Origin of the sequence: Streptomyces sp. S.PB5 (assembly GCF_030403745.1) — a bacterium.
In the GTDB taxonomy this organism is placed as follows: Bacteria; Actinomycetota; Actinomycetes; order Streptomycetales; family Streptomycetaceae; genus Streptomyces.
The window spans coordinates 94,221-117,209 of record NZ_JAQMWP010000023.1 but is presented as its reverse complement, the minus strand read 5'-3'; the positions used below and the strand labels follow the sequence as shown (position 1 = coordinate 117,209).

Annotated in this window: 22 protein-coding genes; 14 read left to right on the top strand and 8 right to left on the bottom strand. The window is 70.1% G+C overall.

Annotation, left to right across the window (positions count from 1 at the left end):
- Window positions 1-300: 300 nt before the first annotated feature.
- The 3 genes from PH203_RS41890 to PH203_RS41880 all read left to right on the top strand — a co-directional run bounded on the left by PH203_RS41890 (window position 301) and on the right by PH203_RS41880 (window position 2,710).
- Window positions 301-1,068, top strand: coding sequence for an enoyl-CoA hydratase/isomerase family protein (locus tag PH203_RS41890; RefSeq protein ID WP_289927340.1), 768 nt, complete (start codon window positions 301-303; stop codon window positions 1,066-1,068).
- A gap of 1 nt (window position 1,069) precedes the next feature.
- Complete coding sequence (locus PH203_RS41885) at window positions 1,070-1,882, top strand: maleylpyruvate isomerase N-terminal domain-containing protein (protein ID WP_289927339.1); 813 nt, start codon at window positions 1,070-1,072, stop codon at window positions 1,880-1,882.
- 120 nt (window positions 1,883-2,002) lie between these two features.
- The gene (locus PH203_RS41880; RefSeq protein ID WP_289927338.1) at window positions 2,003-2,710 is read left to right on the top strand and encodes an SDR family oxidoreductase; all 708 of its coding nucleotides are present in this window, start codon (window positions 2,003-2,005) and stop codon (window positions 2,708-2,710) included.
- A gap of 187 nt (window positions 2,711-2,897) precedes the next feature.
- Here the strand turns inward: PH203_RS41880 and PH203_RS41875 are convergent, their stop codons facing one another.
- Window positions 2,898-3,557 (bottom strand): TetR/AcrR family transcriptional regulator, encoded by a 660-nt coding sequence (locus PH203_RS41875; protein ID WP_289927337.1) that lies wholly within the window; start codon window positions 3,555-3,557, stop codon window positions 2,898-2,900.
- Between the two features lie 75 nt (window positions 3,558-3,632).
- On the opposite strand from PH203_RS41875, the gene PH203_RS41870 reads away from it, so the two are divergent.
- Window positions 3,633-4,103 carry a nuclear transport factor 2 family protein gene (locus PH203_RS41870; RefSeq protein ID WP_289927336.1) on the top strand — a complete coding sequence of 157 codons (471 nt, stop codon included), beginning with the start codon at window positions 3,633-3,635 and terminating at the stop codon, window positions 4,101-4,103.
- A gap of 508 nt (window positions 4,104-4,611) precedes the next feature.
- Here PH203_RS41870 and PH203_RS41865 read toward each other — a convergent pair.
- The 4 genes from PH203_RS41865 to PH203_RS41850 form a co-directional block, all read right to left on the bottom strand.
- Window positions 4,612-6,171: an MFS transporter gene (locus PH203_RS41865; protein ID WP_289927334.1), complete on the bottom strand. Its 1,560-nt coding sequence runs from the start codon at window positions 6,169-6,171 to the stop codon at window positions 4,612-4,614.
- A 12-nt stretch (window positions 6,172-6,183) separates the two neighbouring features.
- The gene (locus PH203_RS41860) at window positions 6,184-7,233 is read right to left on the bottom strand and encodes an amidohydrolase family protein (protein ID WP_289927333.1); all 1,050 of its coding nucleotides are present in this window, start codon (window positions 7,231-7,233) and stop codon (window positions 6,184-6,186) included.
- 249 nt (window positions 7,234-7,482) lie between these two features.
- Window positions 7,483-8,271, bottom strand: a complete 789-nt coding sequence (locus tag PH203_RS41855) for a fumarylacetoacetate hydrolase family protein (protein WP_289927332.1) — start codon at window positions 8,269-8,271, stop codon at window positions 7,483-7,485.
- Complete coding sequence (locus PH203_RS41850) at window positions 8,268-8,900, bottom strand: TetR/AcrR family transcriptional regulator (RefSeq protein WP_289927331.1); 633 nt, start codon at window positions 8,898-8,900, stop codon at window positions 8,268-8,270. The genes PH203_RS41855 and PH203_RS41850 overlap by 4 nt, the downstream gene beginning before the upstream one ends.
- Before the next feature lie 151 nt (window positions 8,901-9,051).
- Between PH203_RS41850 and PH203_RS41845 the strand changes: the two genes are divergently transcribed.
- From PH203_RS41845 to PH203_RS41825, 5 genes are all read left to right on the top strand, one after another.
- Window positions 9,052-10,659 (top strand): bifunctional 3-(3-hydroxy-phenyl)propionate/3-hydroxycinnamic acid hydroxylase, encoded by a 1,608-nt coding sequence (locus PH203_RS41845; RefSeq protein ID WP_289927330.1) that lies wholly within the window; start codon window positions 9,052-9,054, stop codon window positions 10,657-10,659.
- Between the two features lie 13 nt (window positions 10,660-10,672).
- Complete coding sequence (locus tag PH203_RS41840; protein ID WP_289927329.1) at window positions 10,673-11,548, top strand: alpha/beta hydrolase; 876 nt, start codon at window positions 10,673-10,675, stop codon at window positions 11,546-11,548.
- Window positions 11,545-12,564, top strand: coding sequence for a VOC family protein (locus PH203_RS41835; RefSeq protein WP_289927328.1), 1,020 nt, complete (start codon window positions 11,545-11,547; stop codon window positions 12,562-12,564). The genes PH203_RS41840 and PH203_RS41835 overlap by 4 nt, the downstream gene beginning before the upstream one ends.
- A 322-nt stretch (window positions 12,565-12,886) precedes the next feature.
- A complete protein-coding gene (locus tag PH203_RS41830) occupies window positions 12,887-13,273 on the top strand; it encodes a hypothetical protein (protein ID WP_289927327.1) in 387 nt (128 codons plus the stop codon).
- Between the two features lie 208 nt (window positions 13,274-13,481).
- Window positions 13,482-14,909 carry a cation acetate symporter gene (locus tag PH203_RS41825; protein WP_289927364.1) on the top strand — a complete coding sequence of 476 codons (1,428 nt, stop codon included), beginning with the start codon at window positions 13,482-13,484 and terminating at the stop codon, window positions 14,907-14,909.
- 97 nt (window positions 14,910-15,006) lie between these two features.
- Here PH203_RS41825 and PH203_RS41820 read toward each other — a convergent pair whose 3' ends face one another.
- The 3 genes from PH203_RS41820 to PH203_RS41810 form a co-directional block, all read right to left on the bottom strand.
- Window positions 15,007-16,167 carry an amidohydrolase family protein gene (locus PH203_RS41820; protein ID WP_289927326.1) on the bottom strand — a complete coding sequence of 387 codons (1,161 nt, stop codon included), beginning with the start codon at window positions 16,165-16,167 and terminating at the stop codon, window positions 15,007-15,009.
- Between the two features lie 379 nt (window positions 16,168-16,546).
- The gene (locus tag PH203_RS41815; protein ID WP_289927325.1) at window positions 16,547-17,212 is read right to left on the bottom strand and encodes a hypothetical protein; all 666 of its coding nucleotides are present in this window, start codon (window positions 17,210-17,212) and stop codon (window positions 16,547-16,549) included.
- Window positions 17,098-17,409, bottom strand: a complete 312-nt coding sequence (locus PH203_RS41810) for a recombinase family protein (RefSeq protein WP_289927324.1) — start codon at window positions 17,407-17,409, stop codon at window positions 17,098-17,100. The genes PH203_RS41815 and PH203_RS41810 overlap by 115 nt, the downstream gene beginning before the upstream one ends.
- Before the next feature lie 308 nt (window positions 17,410-17,717).
- Here PH203_RS41810 and PH203_RS41805 point away from each other — a divergent pair, with 308 nt between their 5' ends.
- The 5 genes from PH203_RS41805 to PH203_RS41785 all read left to right on the top strand — a co-directional run bounded on the left by PH203_RS41805 (window position 17,718) and on the right by PH203_RS41785 (window position 22,977).
- Window positions 17,718-18,728 (top strand): DUF418 domain-containing protein, encoded by a 1,011-nt coding sequence (locus tag PH203_RS41805; protein WP_289927321.1) that lies wholly within the window; start codon window positions 17,718-17,720, stop codon window positions 18,726-18,728.
- A 162-nt stretch (window positions 18,729-18,890) separates the two neighbouring features.
- The gene (locus PH203_RS41800) at window positions 18,891-19,598 is read left to right on the top strand and encodes an ABC transporter ATP-binding protein (protein ID WP_289927320.1); all 708 of its coding nucleotides are present in this window, start codon (window positions 18,891-18,893) and stop codon (window positions 19,596-19,598) included.
- Window positions 19,595-20,920 (top strand): ABC transporter permease, encoded by a 1,326-nt coding sequence (locus PH203_RS41795; protein WP_289927318.1) that lies wholly within the window; start codon window positions 19,595-19,597, stop codon window positions 20,918-20,920. The genes PH203_RS41800 and PH203_RS41795 overlap by 4 nt, the downstream gene beginning before the upstream one ends.
- Before the next feature lie 62 nt (window positions 20,921-20,982).
- Entirely contained in the window at window positions 20,983-22,287 is a 1,305-nt protein-coding gene (locus tag PH203_RS41790) for a sensor histidine kinase (RefSeq protein ID WP_289927317.1), read from the top strand.
- Between the two features lie 33 nt (window positions 22,288-22,320).
- Window positions 22,321-22,977: a response regulator transcription factor gene (locus tag PH203_RS41785; RefSeq protein WP_289927315.1), complete on the top strand. Its 657-nt coding sequence runs from the start codon at window positions 22,321-22,323 to the stop codon at window positions 22,975-22,977.
- Window positions 22,978-22,989 lie beyond the last annotated feature (12 nt).

The window sequence follows — 22,989 nt, the reverse complement described above, 5'->3', positions numbered from 1 at the left end:
CGCTCTGATCTCCATAGCCCTATGGCATCACGGCCCTCGAGCGATAAGCCATCCCAATCCAAAGGCGGGCCTTATCGGCGACCATCAGTGACCCGAATAGCATCCGACGGGCAGACTGCCACGACATGCCTTTCGTGAAGCCGCACAAGCGGGGCGAGGCCTGTACCGATGGCCATGCGAAGAGCTTATGACCACCCTTGGCAGGCCTTCTAACCAGCGGCTATGGATTTCGCGAGAACAGGAGTTGTGTGGGGATGCAAGGGCGGAGCGACCGTCCTGTCCCTTACCGAGGAGTCCTTCGTGTCCGAGCAGATCCCGTCCTACTTCACCGCGTTCAAGAACCTGGCGATGAGCCGCACGGCGTCGGGTGTGCTGACGCTGCGTTTCCACACCGATGACGGTCCGGCCACCTTCACCGGCGAGATGCACACCGACTTCCCGCGCGCCCTGTTCGAGATCGGCGAGGACCGCGACAACCGCGTCCTGGTGCTGACCGGCACCGGCGACCGGTTCATGACCGACATCGACGGCGCCAGCCTGGGCGACATCACCAAGCCTGCCAACTGGGACCGCACCCTCGGCGAGGGCCGACGCGTGATGCAGCGCCTGGTCGACCTGGAGATGCCCATCGTCGCCGCGGTCAACGGGCCCGCCTCCGTCCACAGCGAGTACGCCCTGCTGGCGGACATCGTCATCGCCGCCGACACCACCGTCTTCACCGACTTCCCCCACCTGACCTTCGGCATCGTCCCCGGCGACGGCATCCAGATCGCCTGGGAAGAGGCCCTGGGCCTCAACCGCACCCGCTACCTCACCCTCACCCAGGGCTCCTTCACCGCCGAACAGGCCGAACGCTGGGGCGCCGTCGCCGAAGTCCTGCCCCTGGACAAGGTCCTGCCCCGCGCCCAGCAGCTCGCCGAGGACCTGGCCGCCAAGCCCCAGCTGCTCACCCGCTACCTCGCCGTCACCCTGCGCCAGCGCATCAGCCGCCGCATGGCCGAAGGCACCCAGCTCGGCATGGCCCTCGAAGGCCTCACCGCCGCCGACCTCGCCCACCAGCAGCACTGACATGACGACACACACACCAACCACCCACAACCCCAACAGCCTCCACCCCTGGCTCTCAGCTCTGCACGCCAGCTCCGAGCGCCTGGCCGAGACGGTCGGCGCCCTGTCCGAGAAGGAGCTGAACCGGCCCTCCTTCGCCGACGGATGGAGCATCGCGCAGGTCCTGTCCCACCTCGGCAGCGCCGCCGAGATCTCGACCGGCCTGCTGGAGCGCGGTATCGCGGGCGACAAGACAGGTCCGAGTCGGCAGACTGTAATGCCGGTGTGGGACCGGTGGGACGCCCTTTCCGGTCCCGAGCAGCGGCAGGCCTGGCAGTCCGCCGATGCCCGCCACCTCCAGCTGCTGGACTCACTTGACGCGCAACAGCAGGAATCCGTACGTGTCCCGTACTTCGCCGGGCTGCTCAGTATCCCGGTCTACGCCGGATACCGGCTGTCGGAGCATTCCGTCCACGCCTGGGACATCGAAGTGGCCCTTAACCCCCAGGCGAAGATTCCGGCACCGGAGGTACAGCTGCTGTGGGAGCGGCTGGACCTGGTCGCCACCCGATTCCGGGACGCCGACACGCTCACGCGGCTCGGTACCCGGCAGCTCGCGGTCACCCTGAGCGATCCGTCCCGGACCATGCTCCTGGACCTGGGAGCCGAGCTCCATCTGTACCCGTGTGAGCCGGCCGAACCAAACGGCGCGGTCACCGGCACAGCGGAGGCGGTGCTGCGCCTCGTCTATGGCCGCAACCAGGCCACGGACCGTGTGCAGGTCACCGGGGCAGTCACCCTAGCGGACCTGCGCTCCCTCTTCCCCGGGTTCTGACACACCTTGGCCAGTCGGGTGCCGAGGCCTCGGCACCCGACTGGCCTCGGCCGCCTCTGACTGTCCGGACCCTCGCCCGATTCCCTCCTGCCCCGCAGGAGTGAGGAAGGAATCTAGACCATGAACTCTCGTCGCGTGCTCATCACGGGAGCCTCGCGCGGCATCGGCCTGGCGGTGGCCGAACGCTTGGCCCGTCAGGGCCATCGGCCCATCGGTCTCGCACGGACCTCGATCGACGCCTTTCCCGGGGAGTTTCACGAGGTCGACCTGGCCGATCAGACAGCAACGGACACAGCCCTGCTGGCCGTCCTCGCCGATGGCCCCGTCGACGCCCTGGTCAACAACGTCGGTCTGGTCCGACCTGCATCCGTGCGTGAGGTCGAACTGGGTGATCTGCATGCGGTCTACGACCTGACCGTACGGGTCGCCGTCCAGGCCGTCCAAGCTGTGCTGCCCGCCATGACCGCACATACGTGGGGGCGCATCGTGAACATCACCAGCCTGGTGACCGTGGGCAAACCGGAGCGCACAGCCTATGGAGCGGCCAAAGCGGCACTGGACTTCTGCACCCGGGCCTGGGCAGGCGAACTGGCCACCACGGGAGTGACCGTGAACTCCGTTGCCCCAGGACCGACCGAGACGGAACTGTTCCGCGCCAACAACCCCGTCGGATCCCCCTCGGCACAGCGCTACCTCGCGGGCATACCGTCCGGGCGGCTGGGCCGGCCGGACGACATCGCCGCGGCCGTATGCTTCCTGCTCTCGCAGGACGCCGCACACATCACCGGCCAGATCCTGCGTGTCGACGGCGGCGCAAGCACCGGCTGACCCACCGACAGATGGGTCCCGCTGACGCCCGAACTCCAGGCCTGTCTACCCGGTCACGGCGTCACTTGCCTGGTCGCGCCTGCCCAGGCATCGCCCTTGCACATCCGTGCAACCCCGCAACACCGACGAGCACCTCAAAACGACATTCGATGACTTCCCTCTCCCTGGACGGCATCGTCATCTGTCGTCAAGACGTGTGCGGCAGCCGGCCAGGTGCCCACCATGCAGGGGCGCACGCTACAGCCGCATCGACCATTTCGTCCTTGGTGACTGCAGGGTCGCTGAGCCAGGCCCTGATGGCCCCGGCGAACCCGTGGGCCATGAACTGGGCGATCACCTGGCGGTTCGCGTCGGGGAGCTCCGTAGGACTGCGGTGCGCCATGAACGCCAGGGTGTAGTCGTGGAAGTGGCGCACCAGAGCTCCGAGGACACCGCTGTCGGCGGGGTCACCGAGAGAGAGTTCGTAGATCGACCGGAACCGCTCAACGTGGTCCGCGACCTCGGCCGTGGCCAGGCGAAGCAGCTCGACCGGCGAGTGGCCTTGCATCGCTCTCTGGTTCTCCAGGCGGTGACCGCGGTCGAGGTCGGCGTGGAGGACGTGGATCAGGAGTTCCAGCGGGGTGGTGTAGCGGTTGTAGAAGGTCGCCCGGGTGACCCCGGCGCGTTCGGCGAGTTGGGCAACGCTGATCTGGGAGACCGGTCGCGCCGAAGCGAGTTCGACGATGGCCTGCTCGAAGGCCCGGATCGTCCGGGTTATGCGGGGGTCGGTTTTGGCGTTCAGTGTTCTAGCCCTCCTGTCAGCGAGCGAACATCCCCCCGTTCCGGGCGCGCTCCGCCGGTCCTGCACTGCCTCCATGTTGCGCCACGACGCAATCGATGTTGTTATACAAGTGTCAAATATCTTAAGGGAAAGAGCATGCGAATGAGCTCCCACTCCGCAATCACGCTTCAGGAAGCCGCCGATCGGCTCGCCATCCGCGAGCTGGTCGACACCTATGCGCACTGCGCCGACCGGCGGGACGCGAAGGGGCAGATGGCCCTGTTCGCCGAGGATGCACGCTTCCTGGTGTTCATGGACGCCACCGCGGCAGAGCCCACCCAGGCACTGCAAGGGCGCAGTTCCCTCGCTCCTGTGTTCGACAACCTCAACAGCTATCAGACCACGACGCACTTCAACGGCCAGAGCACCATTTCCCTGGTGGGTGACCGGGCGAGCGGCGAGAGCTACTGCCTGGCCCACCACGTCTCGGTCACTGAGGAGGGGCAGCGCACACTCATGATCGCCTCCATCCGCTATCTCGACGAATTCGTCAAGGGCGCGGGCGGCGAGTGGCTGTTCGCCGAGCGCCGACTCATGGTCGACTGGACCGAGACGCGCCCCTCAACACCGTGACCTGATGCCGGTCAGCCTCACCCTGGACGGGCGGCGCCCTCTGAACGAGTGCCGCCACGCTCACTCTCCCGCCCTCACACGGCCCACCCCGGGACCTGTCGCCAGGGTGGACAGCGTCGGCCGCATTCGGCAGCGGGAGTGTGGGGCCCGAGATGCGGATGTGTTGACGGAGGAGCAGATGGGTCTCATGAGAGGAACCTCGACCATGTCCGCCCCCAGAAAAGTCCTCGCTGGACTCGCGTGAGCGAAGTGCCGAGGACCGCGGGCACGGGTCCGCCGTCCGCGCGGACCGCGCCAGCCGCGGGACGTTCGTGTCCGGCATGAAGAGGCCGAGCGGCATCAAGACCAGCACGTTCTGCGACGGCCAGACGCCGCCCCTGTTCGGCGGGGATGTGTGACGCTGCGGCGGGCCGCATTCAGCGTTGCCGGGTGGGCTCGTCGCAAGAACGCGGCCGGGCCGTCCTCGGAGTGTCGAACCGTGGGAAGTCGAAGTGTCACCGTGCCGAAGTCAGTCGGACGTCGGCGGCGCCTTCGGTGCGCGGAACAGACAGCCGATCGCTGCGGCCACGACGATGACGCTGACTGCGATCAGCGAGGCGGACAGGCCGTCCATGAAGGCGGACTTGACGCTCTCTGCCAGGGCCGTGCCCCGGGCGCCGAGTTGATCGGCGACATGGAGGCCCCCGGCGGCTGAGTCGCGTGCGGCTTCGGCGGCTTCGGAGGGAAGCTGGTCGAGGGAGCCCGGCAAGTTGGAGCGGTAGTGGCTGCCGTAGATCGAACCCATGAGGGCGATGCCGACGGCCGAGCCGACCTCGCGGGTGGTGTCGTTCATCGCGGAGGCGACGCCCTGCTGGCCGCGGCCGAGTGAGCCGGTGATGGCGGCGGTGCCCACGGATCCGGACAGGCCGATGCCGAGGCCCGCGAGGACGAGACCGCCGAGGAACGGCAGATAGCCGGAGTCGACATCGAGCAGGGAGATGACGAACAGGCCGGCGCTCAGCAGGAGCAGGCCGACGGTCATGGTGGCCTTCATGCCGACCCGGCGCACCAGATGAGGGGTGGTCTGGGACGTGGGCAGGACGACGACGGCGACGGGGACGAGGGCGGCGGCGGCTTTGAGCGGGCTGTAGCCGAGGATCAGCTGCAGGTACTGCAGGCCGACGAAGAAGAATCCGAAGACGGCCATGAACTGCACGAGGACGGTGATCGCGCCGGCCCGGAAGCCTCGGACCCCGAACAGCGCGGGGTCGAGCAGCGGGTGCTGATTGCGCAGGCCGAGCCAGGCGTACGCGGTGAAGGCCAGCACTGTGACGACTAGGGCGGCGATCACCGCGGGCTCCGTCCAGCCCTGCTCGTTGCCCTCGATGATGGCGAAGACGAGGGTGCCGATGCCGACGGCGGTGGACACGGCACCGGTCACGTCGGGTGGGGGCGGGCGCTCGTCCTTGGTGTCGGGCGCCAGGACGAGGGCGGCGACGGCGGCGAGGAGGGCGGCTGCGGCGCTGGTGACGAAGATAGCCCGCCATGAGTACCACTCCAGCAGAGCGCCCGCGGCGAGCATGCCGATGATGGCTCCGGCTGCGGCGAACCCGGACCAGGTGGCTACGCCCTTGGCGCGCTGCTCGGGAGGGAAGGCGGCGGTGATCGTGGACAGGGTGCCCGGCATGATCATCGCGGCTCCCAGGCCCATGACGACCCGCCAGGCGATGAGGGTGGTGGTGGAGTCCGCGAAGGAGGCGGCCAGGGAGGCGGCGCCGAAGACGACGGTGCCCGCGAGGAGGACGTTGCGGCGGCCGACGCGGTCACCGATGGCACCGAGGGGCAGGACGAGAGCGGCCAGGGCGACGGTGTAGCCGTCGGCGATCCAGGTAAGCGAGCTGTTGGTCGCCGACAGGTCGATGGCCAGGTCGGGCAGGGCGAGGTTGAGCGCGGAGACGGAGGCGACGACCAGAATCAGGGACAGGCACATGGCGAAGAGGACGCCGTGATGGCCGGCGCGGCCGGTCGCGACGGTCCCCTGTGTGACTTCGCTCTGATCGTCGGGCTTGCGGAGCGGGGTTGTGGACATGGGGACCTGTCTTTAGTCGGTGCCGGGCTGGAGGAGCTTGAAGACGAGGCGTGCGGCGGTGCGCTGGGCCGCCTGGCGCAGGCGCACCGGGGCCGGGAGGGCTGGCGACTGCGTTGGGGGAGTGGCGGGCAGACGGGGGAAGAGCGCTTCGGCGTTCGTGCGGTTGACAGCCATGAGCGTGCTCGGGTCGACGTTGCCGTCGAGGCCGTTGGCGAAGTACTGCGCGGCAGGGGTGGGGGCGAACGGCCAGTCGCTGCCGAAGAGGATGTGTCCGGGGCGGGCGAAGGCGAGCAGGGTCGGCAGGGCGGCGGGGCTGGAGGACAGGGCGGTGTCGAAGTAGAAGGAGCGGAAGTCGTCCAGTACGTCGAGCGGGCTGCGCGCGGTGTCGTTGGCGATGGTGACGGCCATGCGGTGCGAGGAGTAGGGGACAAAGCCGCCGGCGTGGCTGAGGATGAACCGGATGTCCGGGTACCGGCGTGGGATGCCGTTGCGGACCAGGAGGTAGGCCGCGCGGGTGGTGTCCAGCAGGAAGTCGGCGGCGAAGGCGGGAATGCCGTCGACCGGAGGAGCGGGGAGCTCCGCCGGGTGCACGAAGACCACCGCACCGCGGTCGTTCAGCGTGCGCCACAGCCTGTCCTGGCCGTCGGCGCCGAGGTAGCTGCCTTGGTTGTTGGCGAGCAGGGTGACGCCGTCGGCGTGCAGGTCGTCCAGTGTCCGCGCGGCCTCGGCGGCGGAGGCATCGGCGTCGGGCATGGGCAGCGTGGCGAAGAAGCCGAAGCGGCCGGGGTGGTCAGCGGTCAGGGCCGCAGAGTGGTCGTTGAGACGCCGGGCCAGGTCGGCGGCCTCCCCGGGGTCGGTGAGGAAGCCGGTGCCGGGCGTGGAAACGGAGACGATCGAGGTGCTGGTGCCGAGCAGGTCCATCAGTTCCAGTGCCGACTCGGGGCTCCATTCGGGCACGGCCCGGCCGCCGGCGTCGGCGATGCCGGCTTTGGCGAGCTCTGCCCGATAGAAGTCGGGCACCACATGCTGATGGACGTCGATGCGCTGTGTCGAAGGGGGCATGTGACGGGGCCTTTCATGCGGGTCTGCGCGCTACGGCGGGGAAGTCGTGTCGTTCCGGCCGCCGACCACGCACCTCCGACCGCGCGACGAGCAGGCTGTGGGCGTCGGCGCCCGGCGGCAGCCAAGGAGTGCGGCGTGGCGGTGACCGAGGGGCATGCGGGAAGCAGGGGGGTGAGGATCAGGGCCGGAAGTGGGGAGGCGGATCGGGAGCCTGGCCTTCGATGTCTAAGAGGGATGGCGGACGGTCGGTCAGACGAACGACACCGACACTGAGCCGAGGGCTGCGAAACGAGCCTCCGCCTTCTGTCCGGCGCCGACGAAGGGAGCGGTGGTCATGGCGCCGGGCAGGACCACGTGTCCGGGGTCCAGTCCGACATTGAAGGCGGCGAGAGTGTTGGCCAGCCAGGCGACTGCGCCGGCCGGGTGGCCCAGAACCTCCTTGCCGCTGCCGGAGGCCACGCGATCCCCATCCACGTGCAGGTCCACGGTGACCGCCGCGAGGTCGGGTGCGTACTCCATCGGTGTCCAGGAGCCGCAGACCAGCCCCGCGGAGCTGGCGTTGTCCGCCACTGTGTCGACCAGGGTGATCCGCCAGTCGCGGATGCGACTGTCGACGATCTCCAGTGCGGGAGCGACCGCCTCGGTGGCTGCCATTACGTCCTCGGTGGTCACACCGGGGCCGCGCAGCGGCCGGGCGAGGCGGAAGCAGATCTCGGGTTCGACGCGCGGGGCGCAGTATCGGGTGGTGCGTACGGTGCCACCGTCGCGGTGGACCATGTCGTCCAGCAGGTGCCCGAAATCCGGCTCGCGCACGCCGAGGAGCTGCTGCATCGCGGCGGAGGTCAGTCCGACCTTGTGGCCGATCACCGTCGCCCCGGCGGCTAGTCGGCGGGCGATGTTGTCCTGCTGGACCGCGTAGGCGTCGGCGAGATCGAGGCCGGGCAGCGTCGTGGAGAGCGGTTCGACCGGTGTCGTACGGCGTTCGGCCTCGCGCAGCAGCCGGGCTGCTTCTTCGCATCGAAGGCCTGGCGGGGTCATCCCTTGCTCCTTGCCGCCATGCGCGTCGCAGCCTCGTAGACCAGCTGGGCGTGCAGCTCGAACATCGCCACCAGGTCGACGGCGTCGCCGTTGATCTCCCGATGGACGAACAGTCCGTCAGCGCCCGCGACGGCGTAGGTCGCCAGTGTGTGGACCGCCTCTTCGTCGAGGCCGGGGAAAAGCGTTTCGGTCACCTCGGCGATCTTCGCCTGCGCGATGGCGCGGACCTGGAGGAACACTGTCCGGCCGCGGGGTTCGGCGGGGCGTCGTTCCAGCGCGAGCATCAGGCCCAGCCGGAGGAAGTCGGGGGCGTCGACCAGTGACTTCGCCACGTTGGCCGCCATGGCGGTGATCCGCTCCAGCGGGGTGCCCGTCTCCTCGCCCGGAAGCACGACCGCGGCCAGCCAGGTGTCGAAGCTGCGTTCGATGACCGCGGCGATCAGGTCGTCCTTGTCCTTGAAGTGCCAGTAGATCGAGCTGGCGGGCAGTCCGCACTTGGCGCTGACCGCCGCGATCGACGTGCCCTCGTACCCTCGCTCGCCCGCGATCTCCACGGCGGCGTCGAGGATGCGCTGCCGCGACTCCACCCCGTTCGCGCGCTTCTTGCGGGTCGTCTGCGGCCTCGTCATGGCAGGTGCTTCTCCTCTGTGCGGTTCACGCCGGCTCTTGACCGTCTCCGACGGCAAGCATACCGTAGCAGCCGTTCCAATTGTAGTAAGCGTTACAGCAAGAGCCGTGAACAAGAGCCGTGCAACATGAACGACAGTGAGGTGGCCTGGTGTGAGTGAGATCAGGGCCGGGACAGAGACCGGGCACAGTGGCTACGACGTGGCGGTGATCGGTTACGGCCCCACGGGCGTGACCGCCGCGAACCTGCTGGGCGCCATGGGCCTGCGCGTCGTCGTACTGGAACGCGATGCGGAGATCTTCAGCCGCGCCAGGGCCATCTCCACCGACGAGGAGGTCGTTCGCATCTGGCAGCGGGTCGGCCTGGCCGAGCGGCTCAAGCAGGACATGCTGACCGAACGGCCCGTCGACTTCGTCGACACGAACGGCCGAGCGTTCCTCAGCGCGCGCCCCGCCACGCGGGGCCACGGGCATCCGCCGCAGATGTTCATCTACCAGCCTGCGCTGGAACAGGTCCTGCGCGACGGCGTCGACCGATACCCCCAGGTGCGGGTGCTGCTGCGCCATGAGTGCCTGCGTCTGCGCCAGGATGCCGACGGGGTGGAACTGACCGTGGCCGGTACGGCCGACGACTCCGTCCACCGGCTGCGCGCTTCCTACGTGATCGCCGCCGACGGCGGCTCCAGCCTCACCCGTGCACAGCTGAACATCGGCTACGAGGGCAGGACGTACGAGGACCGCTGGGTGGTCATCGACACGAAGATGCTCAAGCCCTGGCCGGACCACGACAAGCTGCGCTTCCACTGCGACCCGGCCCGTCCCGCCGTGGACTGCCCGACCCCGCTCGGCCACCACCGGTGGGAGTTCCCGATCCTGCCCGGCGACGACGAGAAGCAGCTGACCACCGAGGAGGCCGTGTACCGGCTGGTCGCCCGGTACGGCATCTCCCGCGACAGCATCGAGGTCCTGCGCGCCACCGTCTACAGCCATCACGTCCGCTTCGCCAGCCGTTTCCGCATGGGCCGGGTCTTCCTCGCCGGCGACGCCGCCCACGCCATGCCTCCGTGGATCGGCCAGGGCATGGCCGCCGGCGTGCGCGACGTGGCCAACCTCTGCTGGAAACTCGACGCCGTCCTGCGCGGCGAACTGCCCGAGGCGGTGCTCGACAGCTACGAGGCCGAGCGCAAACCGCACGTCAAAGAAGTCACCAAGCGGGCGGTATTCGTCGGCCGCATTATCACCGAGCGCCGCCCGCCGGTCGCGCGCGTCCGCAACGGCGCCCTGCGCGTCCTGGACCGCATACCGGGCTTCGGCGACTGGCTGCAGGACTCCAACTGGATCCCCGTAGCCCGGTACGACACCGGCCTGCAGGCCCGCCCCCGCACCAGGGTGACCGGCCACCAGATCCCTCAGCCGTGGGTCACCGGCCCCGACGGCACCCGCGTCCGCCTCGACGACGCGCTCGGCGGCCGATGGCTCCTCCTGCACGCCGGCACGGCCACGCCCCAGCCGGCCTGGGACCTGCCGGGAGTCCCTTCCCTGACCGTCACACCCGTCGGCTCCCGGCCGGCCGAAGGCACCCTCGTCGACAGCGACGGCGTCCTGCTGCCCTGGATGGCCAGGCACGGCGCCGCCACGCTCGCCCTGCGCCCCGACGCCTACGTCTACGCAGCGGCTCCCGAGAACGCCCCGCTCCCGCCCCCACCCCGCGGCTTCGCCCCCTCCGCGACCTCCCGCCCGACCGCGTCCACCGCCCAGTGAGGACACCGGCATCATGACGACGACACCGACCGGCCTGCCGACGATGCAGGAGACGACGTACGACATCGGCGGACGGAAGATCTTCGCCGCCGAGACCGGTGACGGCCCACCGGTCCTGCTGCTGCACGGCGGCGGCCCCGGAGCCTCCGGCGTCTCCAACTACGCCCGCAACATCGCGGAGCTGGCCAAGGAGTACCGGGTCATCGTGCCCGACCTGCCCGGCTACGGACGCAGCACCAAGGGCGTCGACGGCGCCGACCCCTTCGGCTGCCTGGCTGACGGCATCCGAGGACTGCTCGACGGACTCGGCTTGGACAAAGCCCACTTGGTCGGCAACTCCTACGGCGGCGCCTGCGCCCTGCGCCTGGCCCTGGACACCCCCGACCGGGTCGAACGCATGGTCCTCATGGGCCCCGGCGGCATCGGCACCACCCGCGCCCTGCCCACCCCCGGCCTCAGCAACCTGCTGAACTACTACACCGGCGACGGGCCTTCGCGGGCGAAACTGGAGAAGTTCATCCGCAACTACCTCGTCTTCAACGCCACCGACGTCCCGGACGCCGCGATCGACGAGCGCTACCGGGCCAGCATCGATCCCGAGGTGATCGCCGCACCGCCGCTGCGACGGCCCTCGGGACCCAACGCCCTGCGGACCGTGTGGAAGATGGACTTCACCCGCGACCCCCGCCTGCCCCGGCTGCCCGTGCCCACGCTGGTGCTGTGGGGGGCGCAGGACAAGGTCAACAGGCCCTCCGGTGGCCGGATGCTCGCCGAGCGCATGCCCAACTGCGACCTGTACCTGGTCGCCAACACCGGGCACTGGGTGCAGTTCGAGCGCGCGCAGCTGTTCAACCGGCTGTGCGCCGACTTCCTGGCGGGCCGCCGATGAGCACCGCAGCGACCACCGCTCCCTCCGTCTTCGGCGCCGTCCACCTCGGCTACGTCGTCATCGAGACCAACCGCTTCGCCGACTGGCGGCGTTTTGGCGCCGACGCCATCGGTATGCATCACGACGTCCTCTCCCGCGACCTGATGCGCTTCCGCCTGGACGGCCAGGAGTGCCGGTTCCTGCTGCGGCGCGGCCCCGCCGAGGACGTCGTCGCCACCGGCTGGCACATCGACGACCACACCGCCTTCGAGCAGATCGAGTCCCGCATTCGCGCCCACGGCGTCCCCCTGACCGTCGGTACGGACGAAGAGGCCGCGCTGCGCGGCGTGGAACGCCTGCTGCGCTTCCCCGGCCCCAAGGGCATCACCCAGGAGATCTACACCACCCCGGTGACCTCGGCCGAGCCGCTGCGCATGCTCGCCTCCGGGTTCGTCACCGGTGACTTGGGCATGGGACACATCGCGCTGACCTCCACCAGGCCGACGCAGATCCGCGGCTACTTCAACACGGTCTTCGACGCCCGACTGACCGACTACATCGACGAGACCATCAGCGGTGTCAAGCTCAAGATCCGCTTCCTGCGCGTCAACGAACGCCATCACTCCGTCGCCGTCGTCGGTACCCGCGGCCTGTCCCTCGACCCGGTCCGCACTCGCGTCCAGCACCTCAACATCCAGGCCGCGAACCTCGACGACGTCGCTCAGAGCTACCAGCGCGTGCATGAACTCGGATTCGGCATGGCCCTGTCCGTCGGCCAGCACACCAACGACAAAGAGCTCTCCTACTACGCCCGGACCCCCTCGGGCTTCGAGTGGGAAGTGGGCTGGAACCCGATCGTCATCGACGAGACCACCTGGGAACCCACCACCCACCAGGGCATCAGCATCTGGGGGCACCTCCCCGTCGGCCAGACCATCGTCAACAAACTCAACCAGTTCCGCCTCGGCGCCCGCTCCCTGGCCCGCCCCGAGGACACCGTGCCCGCTCTCAGCGGCGCGGGCATCGCGGACGACTGACCCGGAAACGGTCACTTCGCCACCACTGGGGTGACCGTACCCGCCCATCTCCACGGCGGGGTGGTGGAACCGCACCGTCCGCCTCTCCCGCCCGGTCGAGCATTTGTCGCACCGCGGCTTCAGCGGCGCTCAGCCCTGCAGCCCGATCACGGGCAGGCCCTCGTGGCCGGTCTCGGGCGCCTTCGATCGTGAGTGCCCGCGCCTTCTCACGGTGCGCCGTTCGTCCCCCGGCACGCCCTCGGTCCTCCTGCCCCAAGGCACCAAGAAACGGTGATGCCGGAGACCACAGTGAGCGTCACCCATTTCGCGAGAGGACCAACTCATGTCCGTCCCTCCCCGTCGGTCCGGCAACGAGCCGACCGACGATCACCCCCTGGACGCCGACGCCGGGCCCCTGCACGTGCTCCACCGCACGCACACGGGTGCGCGTCGGCGGTTCCTGGCGCTCAACGGCGCAGTCGTCCTGGTCACCGCGTTGCTTTCCGGCACGGCGGGCGAGCTGTTCGCCGACGGTCCGGCGAACGGAATGCCCCTGGGCGCCGCGCTGGGCGCTCTGCAGCTGACCGTGCTGCTGCTGACCTCCTGGTGGTACGACCGCGCACTCCGGCGCGACGCCGATCCCCTCGCCGACCGGATACGACGCCGTGCCGAGCACGTTCCGCACTCCTCACAGCTGTACCCGGGCCTGGCAACAGGGAGACAGAGATGACCGAGCTGTCGCTTGCCACGCAGTTCACATCGGTCTCGGGCGGTTCCGGCGATCGGGCGGTGGTGTTGACCGCCTTCATGGTGTTCGTCGTCCTGGCCCTGCTGTTGTGCGTTCTGGCCGGCCCCGAGGGTGACACCACGGGCGACTTCTACACCGGCAGCCGGTCACTGACGCCGATGCAGAACGCGTTGGCGCTCACCGGGACTACATATCGGCCGCCACACTCCTGGGCGTCTCCGGCCTGGTGGCCGTGGCCGGATACGACGGCGTCTCCCTGGCGGTCAGCAGCTGTCTGGCCGTCGGCGTGTTCCTGGTGCTCGCCGGTCCGCTGCGCAACGCCGGCCGCTACACCCTGGGCGACGCCTTCGCGCTGCGCTCGCCGGGTTCCTCGTCCCGTATCGCCGCGGCCACGGCCACCCTGGCCGTCTGCCTGCCCTTCCTCGTCCTCCAACTGGCCGGAGCCGGCAGCGCCACGGCACTGCTGCTCGGCGTCACCAGCCAGGGGGCCCAGCAGGTCTGCACCGTCTTCGTGGGATCGGTGATGATCTGCTTCACGGTGCTCGGCGGCATGAGAGGGACGAGCCTGGTCCAGATCGTCAAGGTGGCCGTGGTCTTCACCACCCTGCTGCTGCTCGCCTTCCTGGTCCTGCGGCGCTACGACTTCGACCTGGACGCTCTGCTGACCGCGGCCGAGCAGGGGAGCGGGCTTCGCGACCGCTACTTCGAGCCCGGTCACGTCCTGGGTGACAGCGGCGCCGGACGCCTCGACTTCCTGAGTCTGCAACTGTCCGTCGTCCTGGGCGGCGCGTGCATGCCGCACGTCCTGATGAGGATCAACTCGGCCGCCGACGGGGCCGCCGCCCGGCGGGCCACCCGCTACGCCGTCGCCCTCATGGCCGTCTTCTGCCTCTGCGTCGTCATCGCGGGACTCGGTGCCGCCGGTGTCGTGGGAGCCCAGAAGATCCTTGCCGTGGACAGCAGCGGCCAGACGGCCCTTGTCCTCCTGGCCGGGGACCTGGAGGGTGGCACCTCGGGATTTCTGGGCAGCGCGCTGTACACCGCCGTCGCGTGCGCGGTTTTCGTCACCGTACTGGCGGTGGTCGCCGGCATCGTGCTGAGCGCCGCGGCCACGCTGGCCCACGACCTGCACGCGCACGTGGTGCGCCGGGGCCGTATGTCCGGGCACCGGGAAGTCCGTTCGGCCCGATGGGCGGTGGGTGGCGTGGGCGGACTCGGCATCCTCCTGGCGGCGGTGGCCCAGGGGCGCAACCTTGAGTCCCTGACCCATCTGGCGCTCACGCTCGCCGCCTCCACGGTCCTTCCTGCCTGTCTGTACGGATTGTTCTGGAGCCGGTACAACCGGACCGGTCTGCTGTGGACCGTGCACGGCGGCGTCCTTTGCACCACCGCTCTGTACGTATGCTCCCTCTCCGTCTCCGGCGCACCTGCCTCACTCCTGCCGGAACACGACTTCCATGTCATCGAGCTGCAGTCCACCGCCGTGCTGGCGATCCCGTTGGGATTCCTTCTCGGTTGGGCGGGCAGCGTTGCCGGACGGCGTGCACAGGGCGCCGAGGAAGGCGATGGGGATGCTCGTTGGCGTGAGCAGGTCCTCGCGGGAGCGGGACAGCAATGACGTGCGCCGCGGCCCGGCGGTTCGACCGGGCCGCGGCGCAGGCAGCGACTCACTCACAGCGGCAGATGGACAGGGGGCGGCCGTCTTCGCGCCGGACTCAGGCCGGACCGGCTCCGATCCTCGCGGCCAGCGCGGGGAACTGAGCCAGGGCGTTGGACCGCTCGACAGCCAGTCGTTCAGCAGGTGCGAACGTCTGGTCCAGCTGCGGTGCGGGGTCACCGGCCGCCGGGAACAAGGCGTTGGTGAAGGGCCAGTCGGTGGCGAAGAGGATGTGCTGGGTACCGGCCAGTTCCCGCACCGACTTCATGGCCTGGGGGGCCGGTGACAGGGCGGTGTCGTAGAAGAGTTTGCGGAAGTGCGGGCTGCTGGAGTCTGCACCGGCGGCCCCCACCTGCTGGGCGATCGCCGGGGTGAGCGTCAGCAGGCTGGTGCGGTAGGAGATGTAGGGCAGGGTGCCGCCTGCGTGGGCGGCGAGCCAGCGGATGCGCGGGTAGCGCTGGTACACGCCCTTGTAGAGCATGTTGACCAGCGCGCGGGTGGTGTCGAACGTGAACTCGTACAGGAACGGCGGCAGTCCGAGGTCCGGGTAGCTCTGCGGGGTCACCGGGTGGATGAACACCATGGCACCCAGATCGTCGAGCGCCTTCATCAGCGGCTCGAACACCGGGTCGCCCAGGTACGTTCCGCCATAGCTGCTGAAGATGCCGACACCGTCCAGCTTGAGGTCTCCTACGGCCCGCTCGGCCTCCGTGACAGCGCGGGCGACATCGCCCTCGTCGGCTATGTCGCCCAGAGGCAGGACGGCGAAGCCGCCAAAACGTCCCTTCAGGGGCGCGGACTTCGTGTGCACCAGATCCCGGCTCGTGTAGGTGTTCAGACGCCGTGCCATCGCCACCCGGTCCTCCTTGGAGGACAGATAGGTGACGCCCGGCTCGGAGACGGACACCACCTGGGTCTGGATGCCGTAGCGGTTCATGAAGTCGACCGCGAGTGCCGGGCTCCACGCCGGGACCGGCACACCCCCGATCGTGGTCACGCCGTGCGCCGCCAGGGACCGGCGGTAGAAGTCCGGGATCAGATGGCAGTGCACATCGATACGGTCCCGGCCGCGGGGTGCCGGAGCGTCCGCGGACGCGGCGCCGACCGCGCTCGCCGGCACTGCGCCGAGGGCTGTCGCGGCGACCCCCAGCGGCAACGCCGCCTTGAGCACGCCGCGTCGTCTCATGCCGCGCGGGTCGATCTGTCCGGTAACAGCCATGGAGCACCTCACCGAGGGAGCGAAGGGGGACCTGAAGCCGCTGGAAGAGCAAGACGTATGTCGGGCAGCTGCAGCATCCGGCAGCGGTGTGCGCGCCGACAGGCGGCCTTCCTGTAGTGTTCACTACAGCGGCTGGAGTGATCGCTACGGTAAGAGTGGCGGGAGCGGGCGTCAAGGAGCGCGGCAGGGGAGATTCATGGGTCGCCTGCCATGCGTGTACCTGTCTGTTCCGGTTCTTCCGTCGGGCACGGGCAGATCGTCCGTCGGAGGCTCAGGAAGCGCCGCCGCGTGCCGTGCCCCCGCTGCCCGTACGGGATCCCAGTAGTTCTCGCGGAGAAAACAACGCTAAGGGGCTGCGGCCCAGCTCAGGGGGCCTGCGTCACTGGCCGAGAGTGCTGACGCGGTTCGCGTACTCGCGGCGGGCCTTGCGCTGTGCCGGGACGCTCTGGGCGCCGTGGAGGGGCTGGCAGCGAGCAAGGAGTTGTTGGTGGACCGCCGGGGTGGTGCTGACGCGCAGTGTGTAGCCCTGGCCGCGTCGTACGGTCACGCCCTGGTCGAGCGCGGCCCGCTCGCCGGGGTCCAGCGCGGCCGCACGGAGGAAGTCGGCGACCTTGCCCGGCATGTCGAGGGCGACCGGCAGTTCCGGGGCCGGAGCGCCCTCGCGGTCGTCGATGGCGTGCTCGGGCAGTAGGTCGGCGACAGCGGTGCGGATGGCGCCGCGGCTGACGTCGTGCTCGCGGGCGAGGCTGGCGATGGACTGGCCGTTCAGGTACGCGGTGCGCACGGTGTCGGTCTTGTCTGTCGGGACGGCGGGGCGGCGGCCGCCCTTGTTGCCCTTGGCCTCGGCGGCCCGTAGTCCGTCGTAGGTGAGTTCGCGTTGGAGGTCGCGTTGGAGTTCGCCGGCGGCGGCGAGGGTCTGCACCATGAACTTCACGGTGGACAGCAGTTCTCCGGTGCGGGGGTGGCGGGCGGTGAGGTCCATCGCGGAGAACGCGCCGTCGTGGATGCGCAGGGCGAGGTGGTCGCGGTGCAGGATGTCGAGCACGTCGAGGATGTGCTGCGTACGAGGCGGAACATCTCGGAGATGTGCACGACATCGCCCGGCCGCGCGTAGGTGAGTAGTTCACTGAACTTCGGGCGCTCAAGTGGGTGGAGGCGGCTGGAGGTGCCCGGCTCCTCCTCGAAGACGACCGGGTCCTCGATCTGGGCCTCGTCCAGGACGAGGTTCTGGCGGTCGGTCATTGCTGGTCGGTCGAGACCCGCTTGTAGACGAGATTGGCCACGCTCTTCCTCGCTTCCGTCGCCGCATCGGACCTCGGCTGTCATCTAACCCTGTCGTCAGCCGCCATCGGATCTCATTGGATCAGAGTCGCTGCGAGGCCCCGAAATCTCTGGGTTCATTGGACGCCCGCCGGGCCTGTCGTCATTCGATCGAATGACGACAGTGGCGGGAGTGCCGGGCACCGCCTGCGTCCTGGGGGATTTCACCCAGACAGGCTGGGGGCCTGCCGGATTCCAGGAGGCCAACTCCGGGTGTGACGCTGCGTGTTATGACGCAGACGACCAGACACCGCATTCCCGACCTCGACGTCGTACGCGGCTTCGCGCTCGCCGGCCTCCCTCTGGTGAACCTCGCGCTCACCTTCGGCGAGGACCACTACCCGCGCCCCGACGCCATTTCGTCGTTCCTTCACGACAATCTCGTGCTCCACCGCTTCGTCCTCATCTTCACGCTCCTGTTCGGCGTGAGCTTCGCGCTGATCCTGCAATCGGCGTCCGAGAGGGCATCGCGGCCGCGGGGGGTCCTGGCGCGCCGCCTTGCGGCACTGTTCGCGATCGGCACGGTGCAGCTGTTCGCCCTCGACGAGAACCTCCAGCTCGTGGTGTATGCCGTGCTGGGCCTCGTGGTGCTGCTGCCGCTGTCCTACCTGCCGCGCCGCGCGGAACTCCTGGTGGGTCTGGGGGTGTTGGCCGGGTCGGTCGCGATCATTGAGCAGGACCCGCAGGCCGTCGGATACGGCCTGAAGATCGTCCTCACCTCGGTCGGCCTGCTCGCCCTCGGCTCCGCCGCTGTCCGGTACGGCATCCACACCGACCTGGCCAACCGCGCCAGGCAGCTGCACATCGCCTTCCTCGTCGCGGCGGCGCTCGCAGTCACCACCCTCGTGCTGCGACCTAACACGGCGAGCGTGCCCGGTTCCGTGCTCGCCGACATACGGCTGTTCTCCACCTCCGCGGTGTACGTGACCGGGCTGCTGCTCGCGCTGCGCACCGGCATCGGCGCACGGCTGACCACCGTGCTCGCCCCGCTCGGCCGAATGGCGCTGACCTGTTTCCTCACCCAGGCGGCCGCGGCGGTGGTGTTCGCCGCCCTGGTCGACGTACGCGGATGGAACTACGCCGCCCTGACGTTCGCAGGCACCGCGGTCCTGGTCGCCGCGCAGGCCACCGCGTGCGCACGGTGGCTGCGCCGCTTCCGGTACGGCCCGGCCGAATGGCTGTGGCGCTGCGCGACCTGGCTGAGGCTCGTCCCGATACGCCGGACTTCCGTCGCGGCCTGACGTGTCCTGATGCCATCGGCGCCTGCGCCCGACGGGCCATGGCCTGGGGGTTTTCCCCCAGAGGTCTCGGAGGACAGCCCCGTACCGGCGCCCGCCCCCGGTCCATAGCGTGGAACGTGTCACGCAAAACAGCCGCATTTCCGGCGCACGAACAGGAACCCCATGAACACCGTCCTTGAACTGGACCAGGTCAGCCGCAGCTACGGCCGCGGGCCAGACACCGTCCACGCTCTGCGTGATCTCGACGCCCGCCTGTACGCCGGCACGCTCACCGCGGTCGTGGGGCCCTCCGGCTCCGGCAAGTCGACCTTCCTGCAGTGCGCGGCCGGTCTGGACCGGCCCACTTCGGGCACGGTGCGCCTGGCCGGCCAGGAGATCAGCGCGATGCGGGAGCGCGAGTTGACCCGGCTGCGGCGCGGGCGCATCGGCTTCGTGTTCCAGTCCTTCAACCTGCTGCCCGCCCTGACTGTGCAGGAGAACGTGCTGCTTCCGCTGCGCCTCGACGGCAAGCCGCGCGATCCCGAGCGGGCGCGTCGCATGCTGGCCCGCGTCGGCCTCGACGGGCGCGAGGACCGGCGGCCCGGCGAGCTGTCCGGCGGACAGCAGCAGCGCGTGGCGATCGCCCGTGCGCTCATCACGGATCCGGCCATCGTCTTCGCGGACGAGCCCACGGGCGCGCTCGACCAGGAGACCGCGGCCGGGGTCCTCGGCCTGCTGCGGGAGTCGGTCAGTGAGCACGGAGCCACGGTCGTCGTCGTCACGCACGATCCGGCGGTTGCCGCCCAGGCGGATCGTGTGCTGCGGCTCTCGCAGGGCAGCCTGGTCCAGGACACCGCCCCGGCCCGGCCCGCCGCAGGGGTGCGCGCATGAGCCTGTTCAGGTCGACCGGTCTGGCCACCGCCTCGGTCAAGGCCCGTCCCTCCGCCTTCGCCGGGACGTTCGCCGCCCTAGTCTTCTCCGCTACGGTCACCACCGCGTGCGTGGCCTTGGCTGTGTCCGCCTCGCGCGTGCCCGTCTCCCCGAAGCAGGCCGAGCTCTACGACGTGGGCATCGCCTTCAGCATCCTCACCATCTACATGGCCGTCTTCGTCATCGGCCAGGTGATGTCCCTGGCCGTCGCCCAGCGCGGCCGCGAGAGCGCGCTGCTGCGGGCGATCGGCGCCGAGCCCAAGCAGATCCGCCGCATGGTGGCGACCGAGGCGCTGTGGACCTCGCTGCTCGCGCTGCCCGTCGGTTACGGGCTCGGCGCGCTGCTCGCCCACGTCTGGTTCGACGGCATGGCCGCGGGCGGCATGGTCCCGGACGGCATGACGATGAGCGTCGGCCTGATCCCCCTGTTCACCACGGCGAGTGTCCTGGTGGTCTGCTCCCAGCTGGGCGGGAAGATCGCCGCCTGGCGCGCGTCGCGGACCCGCCCGTCGGCGGCCCTGGCCGAATCGGCCGTACAGGGCAGCGGGCGGCCCGGCCGGGTCCGCGCCACCGCGTCCCTGGTCGTCCTCGCCGCGGCGTGCGCGCTCACGGTGGTCGCGGGCGTGAGCTCGGCCAAGGACGCGGCGTCCGAGATCCCCATGGTGCTGCTCGCCTACCTCGTCGCGATCGGCCTGGGCGGCCCCTGGATCGGGCGGCTGGCGACGGCTGTCGCCACGCCGCTGCTCCGCCGTTACGGAGGTGTTGCCGGTGAGCTGGCCGTCGCGGGGGCCCGTGCGCGCTCGCGCCGCCTCGCGGCGGCGATCACCCCGATCGCCATGATGACGGCCTTCGCGGTGGCCCAGTTCGTGACGCTGACCGGGGCCGCGGAGATGGACTGGATGGCGGTCTTCGGGACCCTCCTCTACGCGGGCTTCACCGGGGTCGTCGCCGCGAACACTCTGGTGATGCTGACCCTGGAGAGGCTGCGCGAGTTCTCCCTGCTGCGGACGGTGGGGGCCGAGAAGCGGCAGGTCAAGGCCATCGTGGTGGCCGAGAGCGCGATCACTGCTCTCGCGGGCCTGGGCGCCGGGACGCTGGCCGCACTCGCGGTGCTCGTCCCGCTGGGGCAGAAGGTCGGCACGCCGGTGTCGGAGCTGCCGGTGTGGGTCTGGTTGGCGATGCTGATCAGCGGGGCCGGTCTCGTCCTGGCCGCGTACTGCGCGCCACTGGCGCGGATGCTGCGCGTACGGCCCATCGAAGGCGTTACGCGGCGCAGCGCATGAGGAGTCGTGATGATCGAGGCCATGGGCCCGCGGTGTCGAGGACGGCGCGAGAGGATGGCGCGATGAGTGAACCGCGCGCCGCCCGCACCGTACCGGCCCTCCGGGCCGTACTGACGGCGCCGTTCTCCCGGCGGGCGTGGCAGGAGACGGCGTACTGCCTGCTGTCCTTCGTCCCCAACCTGGTGGGATTCACCCTCGTCGCCGTGACCGTCGTGGCGCTCGGCTGCGCGCTCACTCTCACTGTGTTCGGCGCAGTGCCCGGCCTGCTCTTCCTGGTGGCGGGGCTCGCGCTCGCCCGGGGCCTGGGCGCGCTGCAGCGCCGGCTCGCTCGGCGGCTGCTCGGCGAGCACGTCGCCGAGCCGCCCCGGCCTCGCGCCGGCCGCGGGCGCGTCGAGGGCGTCAAGGCGCGTCTTCAGGACGTCACCGCGTGGCGGGCGGTGGCCTACGTGCTGGTGAAGCTGCCGGTGTCGGCCCTCGGCCTGTGGGCGGTGGCGTGGTGGGTGATCGGCGCGCTGCATGTCATCGCGCCGCTGCGCTGGGCGGCCGGGCAACACGACTTCAGCCTCCTCTCGCCCATTCCTGGTCTCGGACTGAGCCCGCACTCGCTCGGCGCCGCCTTCGCGGCGGCTGCGTTCGGCTGCGCGATCCTGCTGGCCGCCCCGTGGGTCACGCGCGCCTTCGTCGCCCTGGACCGCCAGCTGCTGCGCGCGCTGCTCGCCCCCGGCGCGGTGGCCGACCGGGTGCGGGAGCTGGAGGAGACCCGCGCCCTGGCCGTCGACGACGCGGCCGAGCGGCTGCGCCGTCTCGAACGCGATCTGCACGACGGCGCGCAGGTCCGCCTCGCCGCCCTGGCGATGAGCCTGGACATGGTGCGCGAGCAGCTCGACGACCGCGACCGGCCCGAGCTGCACCGCCTGGTCGAGACCGCCCGCGACAACGCCGCCGAGACCCTGACCGAGCTGCGCGACCTCTCCCGCGGCCTGCACCCGCCGGCCCTCGACGCCGGCCTGCCGGACGCCCTGACCACCCTCGCCGCACGCACCGCACTGCCGGTCGACGTATCGGTGGACGTGCCGGAGCGGGCGACCCCGGCCATCGAGAGCCTGGCCTACTACTGCGCCTCCGAACTGCTCGCCAACGTCATCAAGCACAGCGGGGCGCGCGGCTGCCGCATCGAGGCGTCCACCGGCGACGGCACGCTGTGGCTGCGCGTCATCGACGACGGCCGCGGCGGTGCGCACATCGCCGAGGGCGGCGGCCTGGCCGGACTCGTCCAGCGGGCCCGCACGGTCGACGGCGAGCTGACGGTCCACAGCCCCGACGGGGGCCCCACGACGGTGCGGGTGAGGTTGCCCCTCCATGCCTGACTCCGCTGACGCGATGTGTGCGAGGCTGCATCCATGCACGTAGTGATCGCCGAGGACGCCGCCGTACTGCGCGAGCTGCTCGCCCAGATGCTGACCATGCGCGGCCACGAGGTCGCCGCGTCGGTCGCGGACGCCGACGCCCTGCGCGCGGCCGTCGCCGAGCACCGGCCCGACATCGCGGTCGTGGACATCCGGATGCCACCGACCCACACTGACGACGGGCTGCGCGCGGCGATCGACATCCGCGAGCGGCACCCCGCAACCGGTGTCCTGCTCTTCTCCCAGTACGTCGAGACCAAGTACGCGACCCGGCTGCTCGCGCAGGGTTCCGCGGGCGTGGGCTACCTGCTCAAGGAACGGGTAGCGAACGTCGCCGAGTTCACCGACGCGCTGGAACGCGTCGCGGCCGGCGGCACCGCCCTCGACCCGGAGGTCGTCACCCAGCTGGCCAGTGCGAACCGCCGCACCGAGAAGCTGGAGGCGCTCACCGACCGGGAGCGGGACGTGATGGCCCTGATGGCCGAGGGCCGCTCGAACACGGCCATCGCCCAGCAGCTGCACGTGTCGGCGGGCACCGTCGAGAAGCACGTGGCGGCGATCTTCGGAAAGCTGGACCTGCCGGTGTCGGAAGACCACAACCGCCGGGTCCTCGCCGTCATCCGCATGCTCCGCCAGGACCCGAGGGACTGAGCCGCAGCCCCC

Bases quoted from the DNA above. Each gene is read 5' to 3' on its own strand.
- PH203_RS41835 (WP_289927328.1), top strand. From the start codon at position 11,545: ATGAGCACCGCAGCGACCACCGCTCCCTCCGTCTTCGGCGCCGTCCAC.
- PH203_RS41885 (WP_289927339.1), top strand. From the start codon at position 1,070: ATGACGACACACACACCAACCACCCACAACCCCAACAGCCTCCACCCC.
- PH203_RS41830 (WP_289927327.1), top strand. From the start codon at position 12,887: ATGTCCGTCCCTCCCCGTCGGTCCGGCAACGAGCCGACCGACGATCAC.
- PH203_RS41820 (WP_289927326.1), bottom strand. From the start codon at position 16,167: ATGGCTGTTACCGGACAGATCGACCCGCGCGGCATGAGACGACGCGGC.
- PH203_RS41800 (WP_289927320.1), top strand. From the start codon at position 18,891: ATGAACACCGTCCTTGAACTGGACCAGGTCAGCCGCAGCTACGGCCGC.
- PH203_RS41790 (WP_289927317.1), top strand. From the start codon at position 20,983: ATGAGTGAACCGCGCGCCGCCCGCACCGTACCGGCCCTCCGGGCCGTA.
- PH203_RS41810 (WP_289927324.1), bottom strand. From the start codon at position 17,409: ATGACCGACCGCCAGAACCTCGTCCTGGACGAGGCCCAGATCGAGGAC.
- PH203_RS41860 (WP_289927333.1), bottom strand. From the start codon at position 7,233: ATGCCCCCTTCGACACAGCGCATCGACGTCCATCAGCATGTGGTGCCC.
- PH203_RS41880 (WP_289927338.1), top strand. From the start codon at position 2,003: ATGAACTCTCGTCGCGTGCTCATCACGGGAGCCTCGCGCGGCATCGGC.
- PH203_RS41805 (WP_289927321.1), top strand. From the start codon at position 17,718: ATGACGCAGACGACCAGACACCGCATTCCCGACCTCGACGTCGTACGC.
- PH203_RS41850 (WP_289927331.1), bottom strand. From the start codon at position 8,900: ATGACGAGGCCGCAGACGACCCGCAAGAAGCGCGCGAACGGGGTGGAG.
- PH203_RS41795 (WP_289927318.1), top strand. From the start codon at position 19,595: ATGAGCCTGTTCAGGTCGACCGGTCTGGCCACCGCCTCGGTCAAGGCC.
- PH203_RS41865 (WP_289927334.1), bottom strand. From the start codon at position 6,171: ATGTCCACAACCCCGCTCCGCAAGCCCGACGATCAGAGCGAAGTCACA.
- PH203_RS41855 (WP_289927332.1), bottom strand. From the start codon at position 8,271: ATGACCCCGCCAGGCCTTCGATGCGAAGAAGCAGCCCGGCTGCTGCGC.
- PH203_RS41870 (WP_289927336.1), top strand. From the start codon at position 3,633: ATGAGCTCCCACTCCGCAATCACGCTTCAGGAAGCCGCCGATCGGCTC.
- PH203_RS41785 (WP_289927315.1), top strand. From the start codon at position 22,321: ATGCACGTAGTGATCGCCGAGGACGCCGCCGTACTGCGCGAGCTGCTC.
- PH203_RS41840 (WP_289927329.1), top strand. From the start codon at position 10,673: ATGACGACGACACCGACCGGCCTGCCGACGATGCAGGAGACGACGTAC.